This window comes from Klebsiella sp. K5-204 (genome assembly GCF_030128585.1).
Lineage (GTDB): Bacteria > Pseudomonadota > Gammaproteobacteria > Enterobacterales > Enterobacteriaceae > Klebsiella > Klebsiella quasipneumoniae.
This window is the reverse complement of the sequence record NZ_JAKUZS010000001.1, coordinates 106,190-120,739: the sequence shown is the minus strand read 5'-3', so window position 1 is coordinate 120,739 and position 14,550 is coordinate 106,190. Positions and strand designations below refer to the sequence as shown.

Genomic DNA, 14,550 nt, shown 5'->3' with positions numbered 1-14,550 from the left:
TTTTATTGCTCAAGCGCCGCAGACATCGCCGCCGGCTCGTTAAGCGCGGAAGCGGTCAGGGTGTCAACAATACGTTTGGTCAGGCCGGTGAGGACTTTACCCGGGCCAACCTCATACAGATGCGTGACGCCCTGAGCAGCCATAAACTCAACGGTTTTGGTCCACTGAACCGGGCTATACAGCTGGCGTACCAGCGCGTCGCGAATGGCGTCCGGCGCGGTTTCGCACTTCACGTCGACGTTATTTACCACCGGAATCGTCGGCGCGTTGAAGGTGATGTTCTGCAGCTCAAGCGCCAGTTTTTCCGCAGCGGGCTTCATCAGCGCACAGTGGGAGGGCACGCTCACCGGCAGCGGCAGCGCGCGTTTAGCGCCCGCGGCTTTACAGGCGACGCCTGCGCGTTCGACGGCCTCTTTGTGACCGGCGATAACCACCTGTCCCGGGGAATTGTAGTTCACCGGAGAGACGACCTGCCCTTCGGCCGACTCTTCACAGGCTTTGGCGATAGCCGCGTCGTCCAGACCGATAATCGCTGACATGGCGCCGGTACCTTCCGGTACGGCTTCCTGCATAAATTTGCCGCGCAGTTCAACCAGGCGAACGGCGTCAGCGAAAGCGATAACGCCCGCGCAAACCAGCGCGGAGTATTCGCCAAGGCTGTGGCCTGCCAACAGCGCCGGCGCTTTGCCGCCCTGCTGCTGCCAGACGCGGTACAGCGCCACGGAGGCGGTCAGCAGCGCCGGCTGGGTCTGCCAGGTCTTATTCAGTTCTTCTGCCGGGCCCTGTTGCGTCAGCGCCCACAGATCGTAACCCAACGCTGCGGAAGCTTCACCGAAGGTCTCTTCAATGACCGGCCAGGTCGCCGCCATATCGGCCAGCATGCCTACGGCCTGAGAGCCCTGTCCCGGGAACACAAAAGCAAATTGCGTCATGTTTAAATCCTTATACTAAAAACGAACCAGCGCGGAACCCCAGGTGAAACCGCCACCAAAGGCTTCCAGCAAAATCAGCTGCCCACGTTGAATGCGGCCATCGCGGACGGCCTCATCCAGCGCGCAAGGGACTGACGCCGCGGAGGTGTTGCCATGGCGGTCGAGGGTCACTACGACGTTATCCATCGACATGCCCAGTTTCTTCGCCGTCGCGCTGATGATCCGCAGGTTTGCCTGATGCGGCACCAGCCAGTCCAGCGCTGAACGTTCAAGATTATTCGCGGCCAGCGTCTCATCAACGATATGCGCTAACTCGGTGACCGCCACTTTGAAGACTTCATTACCGGCCATCGTCAGATAGATCGGATTTTCCGGATCGACGCGATCGGCGTTCGGCAGGGTCAGCAGTTCGCCATAGCTACCGTCAGCATGCAGATGCGTCGAGATAATGCCAGGCTCTTCGGAGGCGCCCAGCACCACCGCGCCGGCGCCATCGCCGAAAATAATAATCGTCCCGCGATCGGCCGGATCGCAGGTGCGCGCCAGCACATCAGCGCCAACGACCAGCGCATAATCCACCGCGCCGTTTTTCACATACTGATCGGCGACGCTCAGCGCATAGGTGAAACCGGCGCAGGCGGCCGCGACGTCAAACGCCGGGCAGCCTTTGACGCCCAGCATAGACTGAATCTGGCAAGCCGAACTCGGAAACGCGTGCGTGCCGGAGGTGGTCGCAACGATGATCAGACCAATTTGCTCCGCGGACACGCCCGCCATCGCCAGCGCCTGCTTTGCGGCTTCAAAGCCCATCGTAGCAACTGTTTCATGCGCTGCGGCAATACGACGCTCACGGATACCTGTGCGGGTGACAATCCACTCGTCAGAGGTCTCTACCATTTTTTCCAGGTCGGCGTTTGTACGCACTTGCTCGGGCAGATAGCTGCCGGTACCAATAATCTTCGTATACATGTACGCTCAGTCACTCTTGGGTAATATACCCGCCTCGTTCAACCGCCGCGGCGTCAGTGGTGTCCATTCGTCCCGCTTTGCTGTCGGGCGTTCACGTCACTGTCGCTTTCCGGCAGCTCGAAACCAGCTGGGTATAAAGATTCCAGGCGCGCGGCGATCCGTTGAGGAATTTGCCGCTGCACCGCCTGCACTGCCTGCTCTATCGCGACGCTAAAGGCGCGCTGATTGGCAGCACCATGACTCTTGATCACGGAACCGCGCAATCCTAACAGACAGGCGCCATTATACTGGTCGGGGTTGAGGTGACTGAATCGCCTCGCCAGGCTTTTTTGTAACCAACGTTTTAGTAACAGCAACCACCACGACCGTTTTTTGCCCTCTCCCTGAGATTTCAGCAGTGAAAGGAACATTCTGACAACACCTTCCATGGTTTTTAATGTGACGTTGCCCGTGAATCCGTCACAAACCAGCACATCGGTTTTTCCGGTCAACAGTTCATTGGCTTCAAGATAGCCGATGTAGTTGAGGGAAGGCAGCGTTTTGAGCACTGCGGCAGCATCGCGGATGCTGCTGAGGCCTTTCATCTCTTCTTCGCCGATGTTCAGCAAGGCGACGCGTGGATTGGCAATGCCGACCACCTCTTCCGCCAGCACCGCGCCCATCACCGCGAACTGCACCAGCATCGTGCTGTCGCAGTCGACGTTGGCGCCGAGATCCAGCACCACGGTTTTGCCCTTCTGCTGGTGTGGCAGAACCGTCACCAGCGCCGGCCGCTCAATACCTTCAATCGGTTTGAGCAGCAGTTTCGCCAGGCCCATCAGCGCGCCGGTGTTGCCGGCGCTAACGCAGGCTTCCGCCCGCCCTTCTTTCACAAGCTCCAGCGCCACGCGCATTGAGCTTCCGCGACTGCTGCGGATAGCCTGTGCGGGTCGCGCATCACTGGCAATAACTGACTGCGCAGGAATAATCTGCAGACGCGAACGTTGTTCGAAGTCAGCTTTGGCGAGTAATGGCGTGATGGCGTCGGGATCGCCGACTAAAAGAAGTGTGAGTTGCGAATTAGAGTTCAGTGCCTGCAGTGCTGCAGGCACTGTCACGGATGGGCCGAAATCGCCCCCCATGACATCTAACGCCAGGGTTAGACGTGTCAAGGTATCGTCGCTGCCCGGTTCGGTGATTCCCCAGTTGCCCGGGGAGTCCTCACTAAGCTTCATCACGCTGGCACCCGCGAATTTTCACGCTGCAGACGCAACAATCCGGGCATTGACGCTTCTGGTTACCGGGTTAACCGAGTGTCCAGGTACGCACACGCCCGCCATGGCCTGCAACGGGAAATCCTGCGAGTATCGCGTGATTACTTAGCGATAACCTTGCGACCGCGGTAGAAACCGTCGGCAGTGATGTGGTGACGCAGGTGTTTCTCACCAGAAGTTTTGTCTACAGACAGGCTGGTGACTGCGGTCAGCGCGTCATGGGAACGACGCATGCCACGTTTGGAACGGGTTGGTTTATTCTGTTGTACGGCCATGGACCTTACTCCTCAATTACTTACGCTTTAAGCTGGCTAATACGGCAAATGGGTTTGGTTTTTGTGCCTCTTCAGGCAGTTCGCCAAAGACCATGTCCGCGTCGGACACTTCACAGTGTTCAGAATCATGCACCGGAACTACGGGCAGGGAGAGGATAATTTCATCCTCGACCATTGCCTGCAGGTCGATTTCACCGAATTCGTTAACCTCAATCGGCTCATACGCTTCCGGTAGTGCTTCGGCCTGTTCGTCATTTCTGACGGGGCTAAAACAATACGTGGTGTGGACGTGATGGGAGAACGGTTTCCCGCAACGCTGGCATTCGAGGGTTACCGTTACCTTCGCATCGCCTGTAATGACGGCGAGACGCTGGTTATCGATAGCGAACGACATGCTGCATTCCACATCGCTGTCCACGCTGACTACAGAATCGGCTACACGTTCAACCTGATCGCGGGCATAGATGCCTTCGTAATCAAGGCGTTTTTGAGCCGTGCGTACCGGATCAAGAGTCAGGGGTAATTTTACCTTTTGCATAGGGCGCGCATATTAACTTTGTAATGTCATAGAGTCAAAGAAAAAGGCAGCCTCAGGTTGCCTTTTGCCATTTATTCGCACACATTGCGGCGCATAGTTTAAGATGATGCTCTGCGAAGCGCTATATGTGGATGAAAAAATATGTCTGAACTTATCCTGGCGTCAACCTCTCCCTGGCGGCGCATGCTGCTGGAAAAACTGGGATTACCGTTTGAATGCGCGGCGCCTGACGTCGACGAAACGCCCCGTCCTGAAGAATCCGCGCGTCAGCTTGTCACCCGGCTGGCGCAGGCCAAAGCGCAGAGCCTGGCCTCGCGCTACCCCAATCACCTTATTATAGGCTCCGATCAGGTTTGCGTACTGGACGGTGAGATCACCGGTAAACCGCACACCGAGGAAAATGCTCGCAGGCAGTTGAGAAAGGCCAGCGGGTCAATCGTCACCTTTTATACCGGCCTGGCGCTGTATAACTCCGCCAGCGGTCATCTGCAAACCGAATGCGAGCCCTTTGACGTCCACTTCCGCCATCTCAGCGATAAAGAGATCGAAGGCTATGTGCGCAAAGAGAACCCGCTGCAGTGCGCCGGGAGTTTCAAGAGCGAGGGGTTAGGCATTACGCTGTTCGAACGGCTGGAAGGCCGCGACCCGAATACGCTGGTCGGGTTACCCTTAATCGCGCTGTGTCAGATGCTGCGCCGCGAAAACGACAACCCACTGTTAGGCTAAGGCAAAAAAAACGGCGGAACTGATTCCGCCGTTGCGCTTATTTGCTCTTCCGTAGCACCTGTAAACAGTGCTTCAGCTGGTTATCCAGCGGCGCCTCAACGCGCATCACCTCCCCGCTCCCCGGGTGGGTAAACTTCAGCGCAGCAGCGTGGAGGAACAGGCGGTTTAAGCCGGTACCAGAGAGTTGCTTATCAAATTCGCGGTCGCCATAGCGGTCGTCAAAGGCGATAGGATGGCCGGCATACTGGGTATGAACGCGAATCTGATGGGTGCGCCCGGTGACCGGACTGCAGCGCACCAGCGTGGCGAATTCATAACGCTCTTCCACTTTAAAGCGCGTCTCTGACGGCTTGCCTTCCTGACTCACGCGGACAATTCGCTCCCCGCTCTGCAGAATGTTCTTCAACAGCGGGGCCTGCACTACTTTGGTATGCGACTGCCACTGGCCGCGCACCAGCGCCAGATAGTCTTTCTGCATGCCTTTATCGCGCAGCTGCTCGTGCAGCGAACGCAGCGCCGAGCGCTTTTTCGCCACCAGCAGCACGCCTGAAGTATCGCGGTCGAGTCGATGCACCAGCTCAAGGAAGCGCGCCTCCGGGCGCAGGGCGCGCAACCCTTCAATCACCCCGAAGCTCAGGCCGCTGCCGCCATGTACCGCAGTGCCGGAAGGCTTATTGAGGACCAGAATATGATCGTCTTCATAGAGGATCACCTCAGAGAGCGCCGCGACTTTCTGCAGATGCGGCGATACCGCCTCTTCTTCACGCTCCGCCACGCGCACCGGCGGGATACGGACTTCATCGCCCGCTTCCAGCTTATACTCCGGCTTCACGCGTTTTTTATTCACCCGCACCTCGCCTTTACGCAGGATGCGATAAATCATGCTCTTCGGTACGCCTTTCAATTGCGTACGCAAAAAGTTGTCGATACGTTGCCCCGCTTCATCAGCAGCAATGGCAACCATTTTTACGGTTGGGGTCTCAGTTTTCATGGTGCGCGATTCTAAATAGCCGGACGCATTAGCGCCACTCATTTTTATATGCTTATATTTATCATTATCCTGTTTTCACGGTTTGCCTGACCGCCATATTGTTTGTTATTAGAACAATCTGTATGGGCAGGTGATAAAACTGTGAGTAACCGGGTGATAAAAGGTGAAAGTCAACTTGCTATAACAAGGTTAGCAATGGAATAATGAGACCGTTTTCCGTATTGCATCTTGTTAGAACAAGACATTAGCGGAATGACCAATTTTGTCTGACCGATCGCCCACGCAGCAATGGCGTAAGACGTTGTGATCTTTCAGACAGTTAGCGGGCTGCGGGTTGCAGTCCTTACCGGTACAGGCTCTATGGATTTCAAGTCGCAGGAAGGCGTCAACTCCGGGACTCCCGGGAGCTCATCTGGATCAGCCGATCGAGGTGAGCAGGTTAAGCCATCATGCCTGCAACGCGAAAGACGACGAGTATAAATGGAATATTCTCTGGTGATACATCCCAGGCTGTTCCCCTGAATAATTGCGCTGTGTTTCCGTTTGAAACACAGGCGACCGACACTCTGCGCCTCTTAAGCGCGCGACAACCGTGAGGTTGGCGACGTGAACCAGACACGAGGCCATCGGTTTTCCCCCGGAAAGGCATTACTCTGCCCGCAGCTTAGTCGTCAATGTAAGAATAATGAGTAAGTTACGATGAAAAGAATGTTAATCAACGCAACTCAGCAGGAAGAGTTGCGCGTCGCCCTTGTTGATGGGCAGCGCCTGTACGACCTGGATATCGAAAGCCCCGGGCACGAACAGAAAAAAGCGAACATCTACAAAGGCAAAATCACCCGCATTGAACCCAGCCTTGAAGCCGCGTTTGTTGATTACGGCGCCGAGCGTCATGGTTTCCTCCCCCTCAAAGAAATCGCCCGCGAATACTTCCCCGCCAACTACAATGCGCATGGTCGTCCTAATATCAAAGACGTACTGCGTGAAGGTCAGGAAGTTATCGTGCAGATTGATAAAGAAGAACGCGGCAACAAAGGCGCTGCGCTCACCACCTTTATCAGCCTGGCGGGCAGCTATCTGGTACTGATGCCGAACAACCCGCGCGCGGGGGGAATTTCCCGCCGTATCGAGGGCGACGACCGTACCGAACTGAAAGAAGCGCTGGCGAGCCTGGAGCTTCCGGACGGCATGGGCCTTATCGTTCGCACCGCTGGCGTCGGCAAATCCGCCGAAGCCCTGCAGTGGGACCTGAGCTTCCGTCTGAAACACTGGGAAGCGATTCAGAAAGCCGCGGAAAGCCGTCCGGCGCCGTTCCTGATCCACCAGGAAAGCAACGTCATTGTCCGCGCCTTCCGTGACTACCTGCGCCAGGATATCGGCGAAATCCTGATCGATAACCCGAAAGTGCTTGAGCTGGCGCGCCAGCATATCGCCGCGCTGGGTCGTCCGGATTTCAGCAGCAAAATCAAACTGTACACCGGTGAAATCCCGCTGTTCAGCCATTACCAGATCGAATCCCAGATTGAATCCGCCTTCCAGCGTGAAGTCCGTCTGCCGTCCGGTGGTTCTATCGTCATCGACAGCACTGAAGCGCTGACCGCTATCGATATCAACTCCGCCCGCGCTACCCGCGGCGGCGATATCGAAGAGACGGCGTTCAACACCAACCTCGAAGCGGCTGACGAGATTGCCCGCCAGCTGCGTCTGCGCGACCTCGGCGGCCTGATCGTTATCGACTTTATCGATATGACTCCGGTTCGCCACCAGCGCGCCGTGGAGAACCGTCTGCGCGAAGCCGTCCGTCAGGACCGGGCGCGCATTCAGATCAGCCATATCTCGCGCTTCGGCCTGCTGGAGATGTCCCGCCAGCGCCTGAGTCCGTCGCTGGGCGAATCCAGCCACCACGTCTGCCCGCGCTGCTCCGGCACCGGCACCGTGCGTGATAACGAATCGCTGTCGCTCTCTATTCTGCGTCTGATTGAAGAAGAAGCGCTGAAAGAGAACACCAAAGAAGTTCATGCCATCGTTCCGGTACCGATCGCCTCCTATCTGCTGAACGAAAAACGTGCCGCGGTGAGCGCTATCGAATCTCGTCAGGGCGATGTGCGCGTGATCATCGTGCCAAACGACGAAATGCAGACGCCGCACTACTCCGTCCTGCGCGTGCGCAAAGGTGAAGAGACTTCAACGCTGAGCTACCTGCTGCCGAAGCTGCATGAAGAAGAGATGGCGCTGCCGGGCGACGATGAGCCGGCAGAACGGAAACGTCCGGAACAACCGGCCCTCGCCGCTTTTGTCATGCCTGACGCGCCGCCGGCCCCGATGCTCGAAGAGCCAGCCGCCGCGCCTGTCGCCGCAGCGACCCCGGTCGCGGCCGCCGCACCGGCGCAGCCTGGCCTGCTCTCGCGCTTCTTCAGCGCGCTGAAGAATATCTTCTCTGGCGCCGAAGAGGCCAAACCGGCTGAAGTTCAGGTCGAGAAGAAAGCGGAAGAAAAACCAGAGCGTCAGCAGGAGCGCCGTAAACCGCGCGCCAACAACCGCCGCGATCGCAACGACCGTCGTGACAATCGCGACAATCGTGATAATCGCGACAACCGCGACAACCGTGATAACCGCGACGCGCGTGCCGAGAATAACGAAGGCCGTGAACCGCGCGAATCGCGTGAAGAGAACCGTCGCAACCGTCGCGAGAAGCCGTCTCAGAACGTGGAAGCCCGTGATGTTCGCCAGACCTCAGGTGACGATGCGGAAAAAGCGAAATCTCGTGACGAGCAGCAGCCGCGCCGCGAACGCACCCGCCGCCGCAATGACGACAAACGTCAGGCGCAGCAGGAAGCCAAAGCGCAGACACGCGAAGAGCCGGTAGTGCAGGAGACGGAGCAGGAAGAGCGTGTGCAGACCCTGCCGCGTCGTAAACCGCGCCAGCTGGCACAGAAAGTACGCGTCGAGTCCGCTGTCGTTGAGCAGGTTCCCGAGATCGTGCCAGAAGCCGTAGTGGCGGAAGTTATCGCTCCGCGCAGCGAGCCGGTGAAAGCCGAGCTGCCAGCAGTAGTAGAGAGCGTGGCGGACCAGGACGAAAATGGCGAATCCCGTGAAGCGAACGGTATGCCGCGTCGTTCACGTCGTTCCCCGCGTCACCTGCGCGTCAGCGGTCAGCGTCGTCGTCGCTATCGTGACGAACGCTATCCGACCCAGTCGCCAATGCCGCTGACCGTGGCCTGCGCATCGCCGGAGATGGCTTCCGGTAAAGTATGGATCCGCTACCCGGTAGTTCGTCCGCAGGACCAGCAGCCGGAAGAGGTTCAGGTTCAGGACGACAACGTCGTGGAAACTGTCGCGGCCGTCGCGGCCCCGGTTGCCGTCGTTGAAACCGTTACCGCTGCGCCGGTCACAGTCGAGCCGGCAACCATGGAGCCGGTTACCGCTGAGCCTGTGGTCGTCGAGCCGGTCGCGGCCGCCGAGCCGGTGGTCGTTGATGCTGCGGAAGTTGTCGCGCCAGCAGCCGTCGAGCCTGCGCCGCAGGAGCTGGTCACCGAAGCGCCGGCTGTCGAAGCGCCTCAGGCTATCGCGCCAGTGACGATCGACGCCGAGCCGGTGGTGGTAGAACCTGAAGTGGTGGAAACGGCGCCTGTCGTTGAAGCGCCAGTGGAAACCATCGCCCCGGCGCCGGAAACTGTGGTTGAAGCACCGGTTGTCGAAGCAGCGCCTGTCGAGCCGGTCAAAGCCGAGCCACCGGTGAGCAAGCCGGTAGTGGTGGCGAGTCATCGCCATGCCACCGCGCCAATGACCCGTGCGCCAGCGCCGGACTATGTCCCGGAAGCACCGCGCCACAGCACCTGGGTGCGGCCGCCATTCGCCTTTGAAGGTAAAGGCGCCGCCGGCGGTCATAGCGCGACCCATAAAGCCACCGCTGAACCGACCCGCCCACAGCCCGTCGAGTAAGCGTGCTAAATAAAAAAACCGGCCTCCTGGCCGGTTTTTTTTATGCGCTTTGCGGAGGCTGCATGCCGGCGAGGTCCGGCATGATCTCCCGCATCAGGTCGAGGAACTTACGCAGCCGCGTCGGATAATAGCGCGCCCAGGGATAGACCAGATGGACCGGCAGCGAGGCGGGACGCCACTGCGGGAACAGCTCTGTCAACCTTCCGGCGGCAAGATCCTCCGCCACCGTCCAGCTGGACACCATCGCCACCCCCAGACCCGCCAGCGCGGTATTGCGCGCGACGTACAGGCTGTCGGTGCTCAGACAGGGGGTAATCCCCGTGGAGACGATCTGCCCGCTTACCTGATGTCGGAGCCGTACCTCATGCTGATAAAAGGTGTTAATGGCGATCCACGGCAGGCCGGATAATGCCTCCAGCGAGGTTAACGGCGGGTACTTCGCCAGCAGTTCAGGAGAGGCCACCACGCAGCGCGGCACTTCCGCCAGCAGCACGGAGACCGTGGCCGGATCCACCTCCGCCCCCACGCGGATGGCGCAGTCGATATTATCGCTGAGAAAGTCGACAGTATTATCATTCAGCATCCACTCCACCGACAGCTGCGGATGACGCTGGAGAAAGGCGACCAGCGGCCCCAGCAGCTGCTGCTGGCCAAAAGCGTGCGGTGCCCTCACCCGCAGCACCCCTACCGGCCGATCGTCGGCAATACGCAGGTCATCTTCCAGCGCCAGCCAGGCATCCACCAGCTGGCGAGCGTGACGGTAGCAGCGTTCGCCATCGTCAGTGAGCTTCATCGCATGGGTGGTACGCAGGATCAGCTTGACCCCCAGCAGCCCTTCAAGGGACTGCAGGCGGCGGCTGACGGTCGCCTGAGTGGTATCCATCTGTCCCGCCGCGGCGGAGAGCGACCCGGTCTCCACAATGCGGATATAAGTGCGCATCAGCTCAATGCGGTCTATACGCTCCTGTCTTTTCATTCTTCTTTTGCCTATACGTGCTACGTATAACCGTTTTACCACCAGCCCGGCTACCGCGCCAGCCGCGTTCAGGGAAAAATAGCCCCATCGCATACACGAGGCACTGATCATGACACCGACTTCTCTTTCCGCCCGCGACGCAGGCTGGATTATCTTCATTCTCGCGCTCGGCGCTGGCTTTAGCGTCGCCTCTATCTACTACGCGCAGCCGCTGCTGCCGTTGATGGGCGCCAATCTCCACCTGACGGTAGAAGGTATGGGTCTCGTCCCTACCCTGACGCAGGCGGGTTATGCGCTCGGCATTCTGTTCCTGCTTCCGCTCGGCGACCGCCACGATCGCCGCCGGCTGATCCTGGTGAAAAGCGCGCTGCTGGCGCTCCTGCTGCTGCTGTGCAGCCTCACCGGCCAGCTCAGCTCACTGCTGGTGGTCAGTTTGCTGATCGGTATGGCGGCGACCATGGCGCAGGATATCGTCCCGGCGGCGGCGATCCTCGCCCCGGCGGGCAAGCAGGGAAAAATGGTGGGCACGGTGATGACCGGGCTGCTGCTGGGGATCCTGCTTTCCCGGACGGTCAGCGGCGTGGTGGGCGCAGTGTTCGGCTGGCGGGTGATGTATCAGGCGGCGGCGGTCAGCGTGGCGCTGATTGGCCTGGTGATGTGGCGGGTGCTGCCGCGCTTCGCCATTCACTCGACGCTGAGCTATCCGCAGTTGATGGCCTCGATGGCGCATCTGTGGCAGCGTTACCCGGCGCTACGCCGCGCTGCGCTGGCTCAGGGGGCGCTCTCTGTCGCCTTCAGCGCCTTCTGGTCGACGCTGGCGGTGATGCTCTCCGAACACTATCACATGGGCAGCGCGGTAGCGGGCGGCTTTGGTATCGCCGGGGCCGCCGGGGCGCTGGCCGCGCCGCTGGCCGGCGGACTGGCCGATAAATTTGGCGCCGGTAAAGTGACGCAAATGGGGGCGGCGCTGGTCACCGTCTCCTTCGCCCTGATGTTTATACTGCCGCTGCTGCCACTGCACGGCCAGCTGGCGCTGATTGCCCTGTCGGCGATTGGCTTCGACCTTGGCCTGCAGTCAAGCCTGGTGGCGCATCAGAACCTGGTGTATGGCCTTGAGCCACAGGCCCGCGGCCGCCTGAACGCTCTGCTGTTTACCGTGGTCTTCATTGGGATGTCGCTGGGGTCGGTGCTGGGCAGCAAGCTTTACGTACTGGCCGGCTGGAACGGGGTGGTTACCCTGGCGGTGGTCAGCGGGGCGATCGCCCTGGCGATCCGCTTGCTGGAGAATGCCCGTATCGTTGCAGCCGAACGCCGCGCATCATAAAAAAAACCCGCTTCGCCTGAGGCGAAGCGGGTTCATCTATTCCCATTCAAGCGCTTACGCTGTACGACGGGCAAACTCTTTCACGCGGAAGCCCAGCAGCAGCAGCGTGGCGAAATAAGCCACCACTCCGGCGATCACCACCACCAGCAGACGCATCAGACGGAACGGCATCGTCCCCAGCGACCACTCCGGCATGAGATGCATGACGCCCAGCAGCGCCGCGGCCATGACCAGCACCGCAGCAATCAGACGCAGCAGGAACGCCAGCCAGCCCGGTTGGGGGGTGAAAATTTTCTGTTTACGCAACTGCCAGTAAAGCAGCGCAGCGTTCAGGCAGGCCGCCAGACCGATGGACAGCGACAGACCCGCATGCTTCAGCGGGCCGATAAACGCCAGGTTCATCACCTGGGTCATAATCAGGGTGACAATGGCAATCTTGACCGGGGTCTTGATGTCCTGACGGGAATAAAACCCCGGCGCCAGCACCTTCACCACGATAAGCCCCATGAGCCCCACGGAATAAGCCACCAGCGCGCGCTGGGTCATCGCCGCATCAAAGGCGCTAAATTTGCCGTACTGGAACAGGGCCACGGTCAGCGGTTTAGCGAGGATCCCCAGCGCCACCGCGCTCGGCAGCGCCAGCAGGAAGCAGAGACGCAGCCCCCAGTCCATCAGCCGGCAATACTCGTCATGATTACCGCTGGCGAAGCTTTTTGACAGCGAGGGCAGCAGGATAGTGCCGAGCGCTACCCCCAGAACACCGGACGGAAACTCCATCAGGCGGTCAGCATAGTACATCCACGACACCGATCCCGACACGAGAAACGAAGCGAAGATGGTATTGATGATAAGGGAGATCTGGCTTACCGACACGCCGAGGATCGCCGGGCCCATCTGCTTCACCACCCGCATCGCGCCGGCATCTTTCAGATTGATGCGCGGCAGGACCAGCATGCCAATCTTCTTCAGGTGCGGCAGCTGGTAGGCCAGCTGCAGCACGCCGCCGACCGTGACAGCCCAGGCCAGCGCCAGCACCGGCGGATGGAAGTACGGCGCGGCAAACAGCGCAAAGCCAATCATGCTGACGTTAAGGAACGTCGGCGCAAAGGCCGGCACCGAGAAGCGGTTCCAGGTATTGAGGATCGCCCCCACCAGCGAGGCCAGGGAGATCAGCAAAATATAGGGGAAGGTAATGCGCAGCAATTGGGTGGTCAGCGCAAATTTATCGGCGGTATCAGCAAACCCGGGGGCGGTGATGGTGATCACCCACGGCGCCGCCAGCATCCCGATAACGGTGACGATCGCCAGGGCCAGGGTCAGCAATCCGGAGACATACGAGACAAACACCCGGGTGGCATCTTCGCCCTGCTTGCTTTTATATTCGGCAAGGATCGGCACAAACGCCTGCGAGAAGGCGCCTTCGGCAAAAATACGTCGCAGCAGATTAGGCAGTTTGAAGGCGACGAAAAAGGCGTCGGTCGCCATCCCGGCGCCAAAAATGCGCGCCACAATCGCATCGCGGGCAAAGCCCAGCACGCGCGAAAACATGGTCATCGAACTGACGGCCGCCAGTGATTTTAAAAGGTTCATTACGCTGTTATTCCAAACCCTGGAGTAAAACGCCCGCAAATGCGGGCGCTGGAAAGTGGCGATAGTCTACCGGGTTCAACATGAATTACTACTGTCAGTTGTTACAACGGATTATTCGCTGATGGCGTCGCGCCAGAGTTTGTCGACCACCCGCTGAGCCAGCAGCGCCTGTTCGCCTGCAGTTTCAGGAACGGTCTGATTTTGCACGCATTCGATAAAATGGCGCGCGCAGCCGACAAAGCCGCGCTGCTCCAGGGTGGTTTGCCAGCCGGCGACCGGGCGCTGGACCACGCCGTGACCGCACTCCTCCTGCCATTCGCGCATCTCGCTGACGGCATATAGCCCGCCATCCGTCACCGCCTGCACCCACTCGCGCTGGCTGCCTGCGCGGCGGTGCATGCTGGTGGTGACCTGCAGCCGGGGCGAACTGAACTGGTGTTCGGCATAGAGCATCTCGCCCTGCGGAGTGATCTGTAGCGCGCCACCGCGCAGACGCGCCTGACCGTCGGCCAGCCATAGCGCGGTATCCACCACGTGCAGATAGTCATCAAGCAGGGTAAAGCGCAGATCGTTGCCCACGCTATCGCTGCGGTGCTTATCCATCCGCAGCGAGGCCGCCTCGCCCAGCCGTCCCTTCAGCTTCCGATAGAGCGGTGCGAAGCGTCGATTGAAACCGACCATCAGCGTCAGACGCCGCCGCGCCGCCAGCTCGACCAGCATCTCCGCCTCACTCAGCTTGTCCGCCAGCGGTTTGTCCACGCAAACATGAACCCCGGCATTCAGCAAATGATTCACCACTTCATAATGTGAAGCCGTCGACGTATGGACAAAAACCGCATCGCACTGCGCCGCCAGAGCATCCAGTGATTCAGCGTAGGGGATCCGCCAGGTTTCGCAGACCCGCAGCGCCTTCTCTTTTCCCGGCGACCAGGCCGCCTGTAGCGTCCAGCTTTCCGCCGCCCCCAGCACCGGCAGCCACGCTTTCTGCGCAATGCCGCCTAAGCCAACCACTCCGATGCGCAATCTTGTCCCCA

12 protein-coding genes are annotated in these 14,550 nt (G+C 59.6%); 3 read left to right on the top strand and 9 right to left on the bottom strand.

The window, feature by feature from the left end; all coding sequences use genetic code 11:
- Nucleotides 1-2: 2 nt before the first annotated feature.
- From fabD to yceD, 5 genes are all read right to left on the bottom strand, one after another.
- Complete coding sequence (gene fabD / locus MKR05_RS00555; protein WP_023289138.1) at nucleotides 3-932, bottom strand: ACP S-malonyltransferase; 930 nt, start codon at nucleotides 930-932, stop codon at nucleotides 3-5.
- A gap of 15 nt (nucleotides 933-947) precedes the next feature.
- Complete coding sequence (locus MKR05_RS00550; protein WP_002899288.1) at nucleotides 948-1,901, bottom strand: beta-ketoacyl-ACP synthase III; 954 nt, start codon at nucleotides 1,899-1,901, stop codon at nucleotides 948-950.
- Between the two features lie 53 nt (nucleotides 1,902-1,954).
- Nucleotides 1,955-3,052 carry a phosphate acyltransferase PlsX gene (plsX, locus tag MKR05_RS00545; protein WP_201785712.1) on the bottom strand — a complete coding sequence of 366 codons (1,098 nt, stop codon included), beginning with the start codon at nucleotides 3,050-3,052 and terminating at the stop codon, nucleotides 1,955-1,957.
- 203 nt (nucleotides 3,053-3,255) lie between these two features.
- Nucleotides 3,256-3,429 (bottom strand): 50S ribosomal protein L32, encoded by a 174-nt coding sequence (gene rpmF, locus MKR05_RS00540; RefSeq protein ID WP_000290724.1) that lies wholly within the window; start codon nucleotides 3,427-3,429, stop codon nucleotides 3,256-3,258.
- 16 nt (nucleotides 3,430-3,445) lie between these two features.
- Entirely contained in the window at nucleotides 3,446-3,967 is a 522-nt protein-coding gene (yceD, locus tag MKR05_RS00535; protein ID WP_017900733.1) for a 23S rRNA accumulation protein YceD, read from the bottom strand.
- Nucleotides 3,968-4,108: 141 nt separating this feature from the next.
- On the opposite strand from yceD, the gene MKR05_RS00530 reads away from it, so the two are divergent.
- Complete coding sequence (locus tag MKR05_RS00530; RefSeq protein ID WP_023289135.1) at nucleotides 4,109-4,693, top strand: nucleoside triphosphate pyrophosphatase; 585 nt, start codon at nucleotides 4,109-4,111, stop codon at nucleotides 4,691-4,693.
- A gap of 37 nt (nucleotides 4,694-4,730) precedes the next feature.
- Here MKR05_RS00530 and rluC read toward each other — a convergent pair whose 3' ends face one another.
- On the bottom strand, nucleotides 4,731-5,684 hold the full coding sequence (rluC, locus tag MKR05_RS00525; RefSeq protein ID WP_012542245.1) for a 23S rRNA pseudouridine(955/2504/2580) synthase RluC: 954 nt from the start codon (nucleotides 5,682-5,684) through the stop codon (nucleotides 4,731-4,733).
- A 699-nt stretch (nucleotides 5,685-6,383) separates the two neighbouring features.
- Here rluC and rne point away from each other — a divergent pair.
- A complete protein-coding gene (rne, locus tag MKR05_RS00520; protein WP_048297233.1) occupies nucleotides 6,384-9,626 on the top strand; it encodes a ribonuclease E in 3,243 nt (1,080 codons plus the stop codon).
- A gap of 40 nt (nucleotides 9,627-9,666) precedes the next feature.
- Here the strand turns inward: rne and MKR05_RS00515 are convergent, their stop codons facing one another.
- A complete protein-coding gene (locus tag MKR05_RS00515; protein ID WP_167879015.1) occupies nucleotides 9,667-10,695 on the bottom strand; it encodes a LysR family transcriptional regulator in 1,029 nt (342 codons plus the stop codon).
- Between the two features lie 16 nt (nucleotides 10,696-10,711).
- Between MKR05_RS00515 and MKR05_RS00510 the strand changes: the two genes are divergently transcribed.
- Nucleotides 10,712-11,926 carry an MFS transporter gene (locus tag MKR05_RS00510; protein ID WP_023289132.1) on the top strand — a complete coding sequence of 405 codons (1,215 nt, stop codon included), beginning with the start codon at nucleotides 10,712-10,714 and terminating at the stop codon, nucleotides 11,924-11,926.
- 54 nt (nucleotides 11,927-11,980) lie between these two features.
- Here MKR05_RS00510 and murJ read toward each other — a convergent pair whose 3' ends face one another.
- Both murJ and MKR05_RS00500 read right to left on the bottom strand, forming a co-directional pair.
- Nucleotides 11,981-13,516: a murein biosynthesis integral membrane protein MurJ gene (gene murJ, locus MKR05_RS00505; protein WP_023289131.1), complete on the bottom strand. Its 1,536-nt coding sequence runs from the start codon at nucleotides 13,514-13,516 to the stop codon at nucleotides 11,981-11,983.
- A 111-nt stretch (nucleotides 13,517-13,627) separates the two neighbouring features.
- Complete coding sequence (locus MKR05_RS00500) at nucleotides 13,628-14,539, bottom strand: Gfo/Idh/MocA family protein (protein ID WP_167879014.1); 912 nt, start codon at nucleotides 14,537-14,539, stop codon at nucleotides 13,628-13,630.
- Nucleotides 14,540-14,550 lie beyond the last annotated feature (11 nt).